The sequence below is a fragment of the Serratia bockelmannii genome (genome assembly GCF_051803255.1).
In the GTDB taxonomy this organism is placed as follows: Bacteria; Pseudomonadota; Gammaproteobacteria; order Enterobacterales; family Enterobacteriaceae; genus Serratia; species Serratia bockelmannii.
In genome coordinates this window covers 632592-644959 of sequence record NZ_CP196512.1, presented here as the reverse complement: position 1 = coordinate 644959, position 12368 = coordinate 632592, and the positions used below count along the sequence as shown (strand labels likewise).

The 12368-nt window shown below is 62.6% G+C and carries 12 protein-coding genes, 3 tRNA genes and 1 pseudogene; 7 read left to right on the top strand and 9 right to left on the bottom strand.

Going from position 1 to position 12368, the window contains the following annotated elements; translation table 11 throughout:
- Positions 1 to 46: 46 nt before the first annotated feature.
- Positions 47 to 424: pseudogene (locus ACSJLU_RS03025) on the bottom strand (aldo/keto reductase); the annotation flags it as partial.
- A 118-nt stretch (positions 425 to 542) separates the two neighbouring features.
- Here ACSJLU_RS03025 and ACSJLU_RS03020 point away from each other — a divergent pair.
- The 4 genes from ACSJLU_RS03020 to ACSJLU_RS03005 all read left to right on the top strand — a co-directional run bounded on the left by ACSJLU_RS03020 (position 543) and on the right by ACSJLU_RS03005 (position 1898).
- Entirely contained in the window at positions 543 to 1487 is a 945-nt protein-coding gene (locus ACSJLU_RS03020) for a LysR family transcriptional regulator (protein ID WP_380826492.1), read from the top strand.
- Between the two features lie 72 nt (positions 1488 to 1559).
- Positions 1560 to 1646: transfer RNA gene (locus tag ACSJLU_RS03015), tRNA-Leu, on the top strand.
- 36 nt (positions 1647 to 1682) lie between these two features.
- Positions 1683 to 1769 (top strand) — tRNA-Leu (locus ACSJLU_RS03010).
- A gap of 42 nt (positions 1770 to 1811) precedes the next feature.
- A tRNA-Leu gene (locus ACSJLU_RS03005) sits at positions 1812 to 1898 on the top strand.
- An 89-nt stretch (positions 1899 to 1987) separates the two neighbouring features.
- Here ACSJLU_RS03005 and ACSJLU_RS03000 read toward each other — a convergent pair.
- Positions 1988 to 2272, bottom strand: coding sequence for a DUF1435 domain-containing protein (locus ACSJLU_RS03000; protein ID WP_004933115.1), 285 nt, complete (start codon positions 2270 to 2272; stop codon positions 1988 to 1990).
- Between the two features lie 259 nt (positions 2273 to 2531).
- Here ACSJLU_RS03000 and ACSJLU_RS02995 point away from each other — a divergent pair, with 259 nt between their 5' ends.
- A complete protein-coding gene (locus ACSJLU_RS02995; RefSeq protein WP_148123114.1) occupies positions 2532 to 3611 on the top strand; it encodes a GGDEF domain-containing protein in 1080 nt (359 codons plus the stop codon).
- A gap of 45 nt (positions 3612 to 3656) precedes the next feature.
- Here the strand turns inward: ACSJLU_RS02995 and ACSJLU_RS02990 are convergent, their stop codons facing one another.
- Positions 3657 to 4253, bottom strand: a complete 597-nt coding sequence (locus ACSJLU_RS02990) for a TetR/AcrR family transcriptional regulator (RefSeq protein WP_016929176.1) — start codon at positions 4251 to 4253, stop codon at positions 3657 to 3659.
- 136 nt (positions 4254 to 4389) lie between these two features.
- On the opposite strand from ACSJLU_RS02990, the gene ACSJLU_RS02985 reads away from it, so the two are divergent.
- Positions 4390 to 5586 carry an MFS transporter gene (locus ACSJLU_RS02985; RefSeq protein WP_164099953.1) on the top strand — a complete coding sequence of 399 codons (1197 nt, stop codon included), beginning with the start codon at positions 4390 to 4392 and terminating at the stop codon, positions 5584 to 5586.
- 10 nt (positions 5587 to 5596) lie between these two features.
- On the opposite strand, the gene ACSJLU_RS02980 is transcribed toward ACSJLU_RS02985, so the two are convergent.
- On the bottom strand, positions 5597 to 6508 hold the full coding sequence (locus ACSJLU_RS02980) for a LysR substrate-binding domain-containing protein (protein WP_197832159.1): 912 nt from the start codon (positions 6506 to 6508) through the stop codon (positions 5597 to 5599).
- Positions 6509 to 6616: 108 nt separating this feature from the next.
- Here ACSJLU_RS02980 and ACSJLU_RS02975 point away from each other — a divergent pair, with 108 nt between their 5' ends.
- Entirely contained in the window at positions 6617 to 7819 is a 1203-nt protein-coding gene (locus ACSJLU_RS02975) for an MFS transporter (RefSeq protein ID WP_197832140.1), read from the top strand.
- 1 nt (position 7820) lies between these two features.
- On the opposite strand, the gene fucP is transcribed toward ACSJLU_RS02975, so the two are convergent.
- The 5 genes from fucP to ACSJLU_RS02950 are packed head-to-tail and all read right to left on the bottom strand — an operon-like array spanning position 7821 to position 12356.
- Entirely contained in the window at positions 7821 to 9050 is a 1230-nt protein-coding gene (fucP, locus tag ACSJLU_RS02970) for an L-fucose:H+ symporter permease (protein WP_049207862.1), read from the bottom strand.
- Positions 9051 to 9090: 40 nt separating this feature from the next.
- Positions 9091 to 9450, bottom strand: a complete 360-nt coding sequence (locus tag ACSJLU_RS02965) for an L-rhamnose mutarotase (RefSeq protein WP_025305196.1) — start codon at positions 9448 to 9450, stop codon at positions 9091 to 9093.
- Positions 9447 to 10223, bottom strand: a complete 777-nt coding sequence (locus ACSJLU_RS02960) for an SDR family oxidoreductase (RefSeq protein WP_025305195.1) — start codon at positions 10221 to 10223, stop codon at positions 9447 to 9449. The genes ACSJLU_RS02965 and ACSJLU_RS02960 overlap by 4 nt, the downstream gene beginning before the upstream one ends.
- Positions 10201 to 11064 (bottom strand): amidohydrolase family protein, encoded by an 864-nt coding sequence (locus ACSJLU_RS02955; protein WP_089196494.1) that lies wholly within the window; start codon positions 11062 to 11064, stop codon positions 10201 to 10203. Before ACSJLU_RS02955 ends, ACSJLU_RS02960 begins: the two co-directional genes overlap by 23 nt.
- A 14-nt stretch (positions 11065 to 11078) precedes the next feature.
- Positions 11079 to 12356 (bottom strand): L-fuconate dehydratase, encoded by a 1278-nt coding sequence (locus ACSJLU_RS02950; RefSeq protein WP_025305193.1) that lies wholly within the window; start codon positions 12354 to 12356, stop codon positions 11079 to 11081.
- Between the last annotated feature and the right edge of the window lie 12 nt (positions 12357 to 12368).

Here is a 12368-nt window from a genome sequence, read left to right as displayed (position 1 = left end):
TTAATATTTTTTTGGATGATTGCGGACGTTACAGGAAGAGGGAGTGGTGCCGATAATAAAGATCGATCTCCTCCACGCCCAAGCGCCGCAGGCTGCCCTCGACGGAGCGCCGGATATACTCGGGGCGGCTGCTGACGCCGCGCGCCGAAGGATCCGCCGGATCGCGCAGGATGCCGAACTTGGTGGCCAGGAACACCTGTTGCCGTTTGCCTTTGATCGCTTCCCCCACCAGCGCTTCGTTGGTGTGCGGGCCATACATGTCGGCGGTGTCGAGCAGCGTGACGCCCAGCTCCAGCGCCCGGTGCAGCGTGGCGATGGCTTCTTGCCGATCGGCGCCGGTGGAGTAGAAGTCGCTCATGCCCATGCATCCCAGCCCCAGGGCGGAGACGACGGGACCGTGGGAACCCAGTTTACGTTGTTGCATTGTGCTGCCCTCATGCGGTGAATGGATAACGCAGCAAAGTCTGGTTGTTTACACTACAAAGATAAATAATGCAGATTGCACATCACTGTTCAACAATCACCAACAATCCGGAGTGGACATGGATCAGGTTCAAGCCATGCGCATTTTTACCCGCATCGTCGAACTGGGCAGCTTCAGCCGGGCGGCCGAACGCCTGCAGCTGCCGCGCGCCACGGTCAGCAACGCGTTAAAACGGCTGGAGCAGCGGCTGGGCGTTCGCCTGCTGATCCGCACCACCCGCCAGGTACAGGTGACCAGCGAAGGCAGCCTCTACTATCAACGCTGCGTGCAGTTGCTGGGGGCACTGGAGGAGGCGGACACGCTGTTCAGTCACCATAAGCTGCAGCCGTCCGGCAAGGTGCGCATCGATATGCCCCATTCGCTGGCGCGCCAGATCGTCATTCCGGCGTTGGACGACTTTTACCAGCGTTATCCCGACATCACCCTGGCGCTGGGTGCCAACGACACCCACGTCGATCTGTTGCGCGAAGGCGTTGACTGCGTGCTGCGCGCCTGGGAAACCGAAGACGACAGCCTGGTGGCGCGGCGCATCGCCCAGTTGCCACAGATCACCTGCGCTTCCCCCGCTTACCTGCAGGCCTGCGGCACGCCGCTCGACATCGATAGCCTGGCGCCGCACCGCGCGGTGGGGTATTTTTCGCTGGCCAGCAACCGCGATTACCCGCTGGAGTTCTGCCGCGGCGGCAAGCTGGAACTACGCGAACTCCCCGCCCGGCTGAGCGTCAGCGGCGCCGACGCCTATATCGCCGGCGCGCGAGCCGGCATGGGATTGATACAGGCGGCGCGCTATTCGCTTGCCCCCTGGCTGGAACAGGGCGAACTGGTGGAAGTGTTGGCGGACACGCCGCCCCCGCCGATGCCGATTTACATCATGTATCCGCCTGGCCGTTTCCTGGCGCCACGGGTCAGGGTGTTGATTGATTGGCTGATTTGGCTGTTTGACCAGCAGAAAAGCGGCGATATGGCTGTTTTTCCAGCAAACACCCGCAAAGCGGGGAAATAACTGTTGACGTGCCCGCCAAAATCTCTAGAATTCGCCTCCGTGGTAACGTTACTCCGGTAATGTTTCTGGTACGCGAAGGTGGCGGAATTGGTAGACGCGCTAGCTTCAGGTGTTAGTGTCCTTACGGACGTGAGGGTTCAAGTCCCTCTCTTCGCACCAAATAACCACATGATTTATATTGCACTCAGCATCGATGCGAAGGTGGCGGAATTGGTAGACGCGCTAGCTTCAGGTGTTAGTGTTCTTACGGACGTGAGGGTTCAAGTCCCTCTCTTCGCACCACGCTGGCGACGTAATATAAATCAAAGCAACAACATCGACTGTGCGAAGGTGGCGGAATTGGTAGACGCGCTAGCTTCAGGTGTTAGTGTCCTTACGGACGTGAGGGTTCAAGTCCCTCTCTTCGCACCAATTGATGATCTCTCCGGTAGTCTCCCCGAAAAAATCCCAACGCATTGATGAATCACACGCTAAAGCGTGGTTTTGCCGTTTCGGGCGTTTCACCCGAAGCTGAAGTTTAGGCTGACAGCCGCCAGGCCGCCCGCCAGCGCCATACAGGAAGGCAGCAGCAGATAGTGCCGCAGCCGGCTGTTGAACAGCATCACCAGCGTGGCCAACATCGCTATCACGATCAGGGTGCGCAACTGCAGCATATCCAGGTTAATCAGGGCCAACAGCGGCATCAACGCACAAGGCAGCAAAACGCCCCAGGCGCTGGCCAGGCGATCGCCGAGGCACCAACTGACGCCCCACAGCCCGCACGCGGCAATCATGGCAGTGAGCATGACAACCCTCCCCAAGTGATAATGATAACCAATATCATATAACACTTTTTTGGCCGCCGCATCATTTTCACTGCGCTGACCAAACTCAGATGACACCAGCAGGAAAAAATGATAATTTGACATAAGAAAATTCCTAGTCCTGTTTGCATGATAATAATCACAATCCTCAACCATGCAATTCAAGTGGATATTCGCGCCAAGGGAATGCTTCTCAACCTTAATTATTCGACAGAACGACTTTGCAAAGAGTGACCTCCGTATGAACGCCCGTTCTTATCAGGAATTACTGAACAGCAAGCAGCGCCTGGCATTATTTCTTTTTCTGATAATGAATGCCGCCTCTTCCGTATTTACATTATTGTTCCCTTTTAGGGATACGCCCGCATTTACCCTACCTTTATTATGTATACCGCTATTTTGTCTGGTAGCAGCGCTATTTTCTCTGCAAACGCCACGTAAATATTTGTGCAAACTCAACCTGTTCTCCAGCGTGCTTGGCCTGCTGTGGGCCGCACATATTTACGTTAAAAGTCAATATTGCTTGCCGAATAACCAAGATTTTTTATTAATTAGTTTGTTCAGCATCTTTTTTATCAGCGCTATTTCTCTGACGGATAACTTTACCGCCTTTTGTTTACACGCCGTGCCTTCCGCAATGGTGATCCTGGCTTTAGACGGCATGCATAATACCCTGCGGATATTATTCACCACGCTATTACCTATTATCGCTTTCTCCATTCATCACCTGATGTTGAAACGCAGTGAAATCTTTACCCACGCGCTGGTGGCCAACCTGTATAACGAGCGGGACAAATTCAATAATTTGAGCATGCTCGATCCCCTGACCGGCCTTTATAACCGGCGTGGCCTGGAAAATAAGATCACTATGCTGCTGGAACCGCAAACCGGCCGCCACTACGTGCTGCTGCTGGATATCGACCACTTCAAGGTCTACAACGACAGCTACGGCCACGCCATGGGCGACCGGGCTCTGGTGCAGGTAGCGGTCGCCATTCGCGATGCGGTGCGTTCGCGCGACATCGTGGTGCGTTACGGCGGGGAAGAGTTTTTGGTGCTGCTGACCAACGTGCACGAAGGCTACGCGGCGCAACTGGCCGAACGGGTGCGCCAGCGGGTGGCGGAGCTGAACATCCCGCACGGCGCCAGTCCGCAGCACAGCGGCACGCTGACGCTCAGCGCCGGCATCTCCGCGCTGGAAAAACTGGACATCGAATCGGCGATAGGCGCGGCCGACGCCGCGCTCTATCTGGCGAAGCACAGCGGCCGCAACAATATTCAGCTGGCGCAAAACGTCGAGCCCGCTGCCGTTCACTCTTAAGCCGCCGTGGTAACGGCGCGGCGGCTGACATCAACACTTATACGGCTATACGGCGGTGGAACGCAGCCCGTTCAGCAACAGATTCAAACTGACCAAGGCTTGTTCCAGCCCCACGTCTTTTTCCGGATGATGGGCGACCCACAGCGCGGCATCCATCAGGCCGCCGTTGATTAAATGCGCCAGCGATTCCGGCTCGGCGACGGCGATGCGCCGCTGCGCCATCAAGGCCTGCAATGCACCCGTCATCCAGCTGATGCACGCCAGCTTGCTGGCCCGCAGATATTCAGCTCCCAGCACCGAAGGTGAATCACGCAACAGAATGCGTTGCGCTTGCGGCTCCGTCATCATGATCAGATAACCGCGGCAACGCGCCGCAAAAGCCTCCCAGTCATCCGCAGTACTCGCGGTTATGTCAGCCAGATGCGCATCCATCTCCGCGTCTATCGCCTGCACCACCGCCAGGAACAGCCCCTTTTTATCGCCAAAATGGTGATAGAGCGCGCCGCGCGTCAGGCCGGCCTGGGCGGTGAGATCATCCATCACCGTCTCGGCATACCCCACGCTGCCAAACTGCCGGCGGGCCGCCGCCACCAGCTTTTGTCGGGTTTCTTCAATCATTTCGGTGCGCGCTTTACGTGCCATGGGTCCACTCCGCCTCGTTATTGATGACGTTATAATTGACATACGCCATGTATGTCAATTAACGTAACATACGTGGCGTATGTCAATGATGGACATTGAGCGAATACCGAGCCGCCAACATTCCGGAGCCCTTTCCATGGCAAATCCTTATTTCAAACTGTTCAACGCCCCGGGCAGCAAGGCGTTTTCCTCTGCCGGGCTGATCGCGCGCCTGCCGGTCTCGATGACCGGTATCGGCATCATCACCATGCTCTCGCAGGTACGCGGTTCCTATTGGCTGGCGGGCGCGGTGGCAGCGACGTTCGCCTTTTCCATGGCGCTGCTTGCGCCGCAAATCGCGCGCGCGGCGGATCGTCACGGCCAAAGCCGCGTGTTGCCGTATGCCACCGGGATCAGCGCGATCGCCCTGCTGCTGCTGTTGCTCTGCACCCACTATCGGGCGCCAGACTGGACTCTGTTTGTCTTCGCCGCGCTCGCGGGCGGCATGCCCAGCATCTCCGCGATGGTCAGGGCCCGCTGGAGCGAAATTTATCGCGGCACGCCACAGCTGCACACGGCATTTTCATTCGAGTCCGTATTGGACGAGGTGGCCTTTATCGTCGGCCCACCGATCGCCGTGGGGCTTAGCGTTTCACTCTTCCCAGAGGCCGGCCCTCTGGTGGCCGCGCTGCTTCTGGTGGCGGGCGTTGCGGCATTCGCCGCGCAAAAAAGCACCCAGCCCCCGGTTTACGCCCACAATAACCAGCGGCAGCGCGCCATCCTGACCATGCCGTCGATGCAGATCCTGGTGCTGGCGCTGATCGCCCTCGGCACCATCGTCGGCACCGTGGACGTCATCAGCGTGGCCTTCGCCGAGCAGCAAGGGCAGCCGGCCGCCGCCAGCATCGTACTGTCGGTTTACGCGTTCGGCTCCTGCCTGGCCGGGCTGATTTTCGGCGCAATGAAGATCCCCGTCCCCTTGCCTCGTCTGTTCTTATACGCGGCGTTCGCCACCGCTTTCACCACCTTGCCGCTGCTGTGGGTGCACAATGTCTTAACGCTGGCGGCGGCGATGTTTGTCGCCGGATTGTTTTTTGCGCCGACCATGATCGTTGCCATGGGGCTGGTTGAAAACATCGTGCCGCCCTCCCGGCTGACGGAAGGATTGACCTGGATGGTCACCGGCCTGGGGATAGGCGTGGCACTCGGCGCAGCCCTGGCGGGCCTGGCGATCGACGCTGCGGGGATAACGGCCGGCTTTGGCGTTACGCTCACGGCCGGCCTGGTCGTACTGCTGGTGGCGGCCGGCGGCTACCGCTTAATGCGGCGAACGCTGGCCTTGAAAGCGGCGTGAATCGCCCGCGCTAAGCGGTTTCCCAAATCGCCTTGCCCTGCCAGCGCCGTTCGATCGCCGTCAGAAACAGTTTCACCTTGGGGGAGAGATGGCGCCGGCTGGGATAGACGGCGCAGATCGGCGGCCCCGGGCGACAATAGCGCTCCAGCACCGGCACCAGCGTGCCGGCCGCAATCTGCTCGCCGACCAGAAACGCCCCCACCTGGCACAGACCCGCCCCGGCAACGGCGGCATCCCGCAAGGCCTCGACGTTGTTGAAGCGCATCCGGCCGCGCACCGGCTGTTCGTGCAGTTGGCCGTTAACTCGATAGCGCCAGGGCGCCGGCAATCCCTGGTGGCTGAAGACCAGCGTCTCGTGATCGCCCAACGCCTCCGGCGTTGCAGGCGTGCCGTAGCGCGCCAGATAGTCCGGCGCCGCGCAAGTGATTAGGCGATGCGGCGCGAGCACTCGCCGCACCAGCCGGCTGTCGTCGCTGCCGCCGACCCGGATAGCTACGTCGATGCCGTCGCGCACCAGATCGCTGTAATCGTCGGAGAAGCTGACGTCGGCGTCCACCTCCGGCCACTGTGCCAAAAACTCCCGTAAAATCGGCAGGATATGCAACCGCCCCAGCGAGACCGGCAGATCCAGCCGCAGCCGCCCGCGCGGGGTTTGCCGCCGGGTATTGAGCGCCGTTTCCGCCTCTTCGGCCTGCGACAGGATGCGCTGCGCATACTCGTAAAACACCGCGCCGTCTTCGGTCAGGCTGACGCTGCGCGTGGTGCGCTGCAGCAGCCGGGTCGCCAATCGCGCCTCCAATCGGTTCACGCATTTGCCCGCCGCCGATCGGGAGATGCCCAGCCTCTCGGCCGCCAGCGTGAAGCTGCAGGCGTCGGCGACGCGGATGAACACCAGCAGGTCAGTCAGGTTATCCAACGGCATAGACGGTAAATTAGCCACGATTTGTCCCCAATGTTGCGCAATCAGGCCAGTTTATCAGCCATTTTGGCGCGGATACACTGAGGTTATTCATCTGTTGGGAGGGTCCTTATGAATGCCTTACACGCCGACGGCGGCGCAAAACCCTGGCTGGCGACCTTCGCGGTCAGCCTGTCCACCTTTACCGTCGTCACCGCAGAAATGCTGCCCGTCGGGCTGCTGACTCCGATCGTCAGCACCTTGAACGCATCGATAGGCCGTGCCGGGCTGCTGATTTCCCTGCCGGCCCTGTTCGCCGCGCTGTTCGCCCCGCTGGTGGTGCTGGGCGCCCGGCGCACGGATCGCCGCAGCCTGTTGGTGGGCTTTCTGCTGCTGCTGATCGCCGCTAACCTGCTGGCCGCCGCTGCCACCTCCCTGGCCCTGCTGTTCGCCGCGCGCATCCTGCTGGGCTTTTGCATCGGCGGTATCTGGGCCATCGCCGGCGGGTTGGCGGAACGCCTGGTGCCGCCGGCCTCCGTCGGATTGGCGCTGTCCGTCATCTTCGGTGGCGTAGCGGCGGCCTCGGTGTTCGGCGTGCCACTCGGGGTGTTCCTCGGCGAAGCGCTGGGTTGGCGCATGGCGTTTCTGGCCGTCGCCGTCCTGGCGGCGCTGGCCCTGCTGTTGCTGCTGTGCGTGCTGCCGTCGCTGCCGGTCACGCAGGCGATAAGCTGGCGGTCGTTCACCGCGCAGCGCGCGAATCGCCGACTGCTCCTTGGGCTGCTGCTGACGTTTCTGCTGGTCGCCGGCCACTTTATGGCTTACACCTTTGTTCGCCCGCTGTTGCAGACGGTCGCCGGCATCGAGGGCCGCTGGGTGGGGCCGCTGCTGTTCGCCTACGGCGTCGCCGGTATCGCCGGGAATTTCATCGCCGGCCAGGCCGCCGCCAAACGGCTGCGCCGCACTCTGGCGCTGATCGCCCTCGGGCTGGCGCTCGCCGTCCTGCTGCTGCCGCTGCTGGGCCACGCGCCGCTGAGCGGCAGTGCCTTCCTCCTGCTGTGGGGCATCGCCTACGGCGGCGTTTCCGTTTCACTGATGGCATGGATGCTCAAGGCGGCCCCCGACGCGGTAGAGGTCGCCTCTTCTCTGTATATCGCGCTGTTTAATCTGGCGATTTCCTGCGGTTCGCTGGCGGGTGGGCTGGTGGTGGACACCGGAGGCCTGACGATAAACGGCGTGCTGTCCGGCATGGTGCTGCTATTGGCGTTGGCGATCCTGATACGAACCCGCCCGCAGGCGCTGGCAACGGCGGCGAAGGCCGATTCGCCGCCGGGTTGAATCAGGCGCGGCGCTGCCGCAGGCCGTAAACTAGCACCACCGCGAAGCACAGCAGCGGCAGCAGATAAGAGAGCGCGGTGCTGTAACGATCGGCCAGCGCCCCCATAAAGTACGGCATGATGGCGCCGCCGACGATCGCCATGATCATAAAGGAGCTGGCGCGCTTGGTGTGTTTACCCAAATTTTTCACCCCCAGGGCGAAAATGGTCGGGAACATGATCGACATAAAGAAGAACACCGCGATCAGCGCCACTACCGATACGCCGTCGACGCTCAGCATCACCACGCCGCACAGCGCGATGTTGATCAGCGCATAGGCCGCCAGCAGCGTCGCCGGTTTGACTCGCCCCATCAGCCAGGTGCTGAAGAAGCGTCCGACCATAAAGCAGATCATGGCGATCGACAGCAGGTAAGAGGCGCTCTGGTTAGACACCTCGCGCCAGTGCTCGGTGGCGTAGTTGATGAAGAACGCCCCGACGCCCACCTGCGCCGCCACGTAGAAGAACTGTGTGATAACCCCGCCGACGAAATGCGGATGCTGCCACAATCCTTGCGCTATCACGCCGTGCACCGGTTTTTCCTCTTCGCGGATCGCCGGCAGCCGTGTGCGGCTGAACAACAGCGCGATCAGCAGCACCAGCGCGGCGATCGCCACATAGGTCATCTTCACCGCGCTCTGATCGCCGCCGCCGGTGGACTGGCTGGCGGAGAAGAACAGCGTGCCGCCGATCAGCGGGCCGATAAACTGCCCGAGGCCGTTGAACGACTGGGCCAGGTTGAGCCGCCGTTCGGCGCCCTGCGCATCGCCCAGCACCGTGGCGTACGGGTTGGCCGCCGTTTCCAGGCAGCCCAGGCCGCTGGCGATAACGAACAGCGCGAACAGGAATACGCCGAAGCTGTTGGCCGACGCCGCCGGCACGAACAGCAGCGCCCCCAGCGCATACAGGCACAGCCCGACCAGAATGCCCGCCTTATAGCCCTTGCGATCCATAAAGTACCCGGCGGGCAGCGCCACCAGGAAATAGGCGCCGAAATAGGCCGCCTGCAGCAGCCCCGACTGCGCCTTGGTGACGTGCAACGTCTCCTGAAAATGTTTGTTCAATACGTCCAGCAGGCCATAAGACAGCCCCCACATGAAGAACAGGCTGGTGACCAGGATAAAGGCCCAGCGCAGATTGGCGGTCACGGGGACGCCCGGCTGCGCGGAGGCCGCACTTTTTTCAGCAAGCATGGTGATACCCTCGTATCGTCTGGCGATGATGATGTTGGCGTTATTGCTGTTGCAGAGAGAAAATCCGCGCCATTTCCACCCATTTTTCGCCCTGCGGCGTCCAGGGGGTGGTGGCCTGGTAGTGCCACATCAGCGCTTCCCATCGCTGTACTTCGGGGTTGTTCAGGCTGGCGGCGTCAAAACGCGCGGCGTCGAAATCGGCGCTGACCTCCACGATCATGAACAGCCGGGTGCCCAACCGGTAAATCTCCATGTCCAGAATGCCGTGCTCGCGCAAATGCGCGGCGATGCCCGGCCAGATGCGCTGATGATGCTGCTGGTACTCCGCAATCAGCGCCGGTGAGTCAATCAGATCGAGCGCCTGGCAGAAACGGCGCCGCCCTGCCGCCGCGCCGCTCACGTCAGCGCCCGATCGAGATGCAGGTAGCCGCCGTCCACCGACAGCCACTGCCCGGTGGTGTGCGATGACCGCGACGACAGCAAAAACGCCACGGTATCGGCAATCTCCTGCGGCGTGGTCATGCGCTGCCCGAGCGGAATGCGCGCGGTGATTTTCTCCATCTGCCGCTGCGGTTCGGCGAAGGTGTTGAGCCAGCGCTGGTACTGCGGGGTGATCACCTCCGCCGGCACCACCGCGTTCACCCGCACCCCGTCATGGCGCAGCGACACCGCCCATTCGCGCGTCAGCGCCAGCACCGCGCCCTTGGCGGCGGTGTAGCCGCTGGTGCCCCCCTGCCCGCTGAGCGCGGTCTTGGAGGCGATGTTGACGATGGCGCCCCGGCTTTCCTGCAGCGCCGCCTGGCACAGGTGCGCCATCAGGTAGTAGTGCACCAAGTTCTTCTCCAGCGATCCGACGAACGCTTCACGCCCCGCCTCCAGCCCGACGCCGTCATTGACCCCGGCGTTGTTCACCAGTCCGTCGATGCGGCCGAAGGTCGCCAGCGTCTGGCTGACCGCCCGGCGGCAGGCCACCTCGTCGCACAATTCGGTGAGGATCACCTCGGTGCGCGGCTGCAGCCGCTGCAAATCGGCCAGCAGCGCCGCTTCCGGCGCGGCGTTGGTGACCAGCACCGGGATCGCCCCCTCCTCGGCCAGCACATGAGCAATCGCCGCGCCGATGCCGGCACCGCCGCCGGTGACCAACACCACCTTATCTTGCAGATACAGATCCATAACCAGACTCCGTTAAACCGTAAATTCGCCAGGCGGTGCCGCCCCAAATCGCCGCCTGCTCGGCGGCCCCCAGCGTCGACAGCGCCCGTTCGCACAGTTGCACCACCTGGCGGTAGTCGCCGGCCAGCAGGCACACCGGCCAGTCGGAGCCGAACATCAGCCGCTCCGGGCCGAACGCCTCCAGCGCGGCGTCGAAGAACGGCAGCAGTTCTTCCGCCCGCCACCGGCCGCCCGGCGCCTCGGTGATCAGCCCCGATAGCTTGCAGGCCACGTGCGGCAGCGCCGCCAGCGGCCGGATTTGCTGCGCCCAGTGCCGCACGCCGCGCGCGATGTCCGGCTTGCCGAGGTGATCCAGCACCAGCCAGTGTTCGTCATGGCGGGCGGCGAACGCCGCCGCGGCCGCCAGATGCCGATGCGTCACCAGGATCTCGTACACATACCCGGCGCGCTGCAGCGTTTGCATGCCGCGTTCCACCTCCGGCCGCGCCAACCAGGCCGCCGGATCCGCTTCGTCCTGCACCTGATGGCGCACCCCGCGCAGCGCGCTGTAAGGCCGCAAGGCCTCCAGGCGCTGCGCCAGCTGCGGCGCGGCGATATCCAGCCAGCCCACCACGCCGCATACGCCCTCGCTCTGCTCAGCCAGCGCCAGCAGGGTCAGCGTCTCGTCCTCGCTGGGGCGCGCCTGCACCGCCAGCGCGCCGTCGAAACCGTGTTCCTGCAACAGCGGCCGCAGCCGGGGCGGATCGAAATCCTGCCGCAGCACCCGCATCCGCTCGTCGATCCACGGGTAGTGCCGTGGGTGATAGCGCCAGTAGTGCTGATGCGCGTCGATGCGCGGCATGCGATCCTCCCGCCTCACCCGCGGAACCGATACTGCTCGATCGACGACGGATGCATCTCGATCGAATAGCCGGGACGGCTCGGCGGCATGTAGGCCGCGCCGTTGATCACGCAGGGATCGACAAAGTGTTCATGCAAATGATCGACGTACTCGATCACCCGGCCTTCGTGGGTGCCGGCGATGCACAGGTAGTCGATCATCGACAGGTGCTGCACGTACTCGCACAGCCCGACGCCGCCAGCGTGCGGGCAGACCGGCAGCTGGTATTTGGCCGCCATCAGCATCACCGCCAGCACTTCGTTGACGCCGCCGAGACGGCAGGCGTCGATCTGCACCACGTCTACCGCGCCGCGCATGATGAACTGCTTGAACATGATGCGGTTCTGACACATCTCACCGGTGGCCACCTTGACCGGCGCCACCCCTTCGCGGATGCGGCGATGCCCTTCCACGTCGTCCGGGCTGGTCGGCTCTTCGATAAACCAGGGTTTGGCGAACGCCAGATGCTTCACCCACGGAATGGCTTCGTCCACTTCCCACACCTGGTTGGCGTCGATCATCAGCCGGCGATCTGGGCCGATCACCTCGCGGGCGATGCGCACCCGGCGGATGTCGTCTTCCAGATCGCGCCCGACCTTCAGCTTCAGGTAGGAGAAACCGGCGTCGACCGCTTCCTGGCACAGGCGGCGCAGCTTGTCGTCCGGGTAGCCCAGCCAGCCGGCGGAGGTGGTGTAACAGGGATACCCCTCCTGCAGCAGCCGCTCCAGGCGCCGTTCTTTGCCCTCGGCCCGCTGTTTCAGCAGCGCCAGCGCTTCCTGCGGCGTGATGCAGTCGGTGATGTAACGGAAGTCGATGCAGCGCACCAGCTCCTCCGGCGTCATCTCCGCCACCAGCCGCCACACCGGCTTGCCGACCGATTTGGCCCACAGATCCCACACCGCGTTGACCACCGCGCCGGTCGCCAGGTGAATGGCGCCTTTGTCCGGCCCGATCCAGCGCAGCTGGCTGTCGCTGGTGAAGCGCCGCCAGAAGGCGCCCATATCGGCGGCGATCGTCTCCAGCCGCTCACCGACGATCTGATGCTCCAGCGCGCGGATCGCCGCGCAGCAGATCTCGTTGCCGCGGCCGATGGTGAACGTCAGTCCGTGGCCGCTGAGATCCGCGCGATCGGTCTCCAGGATCACGTAGGCGGCGGAATAGTCGGGATCCGGATTCATGGCGTCGGATCCGTCCAGCCCCAGCGACGTGGGGAAACGAATGTCTTCAACCCGCAGTGCGGTAATGGTGGTCATGGCGGCGCTCCC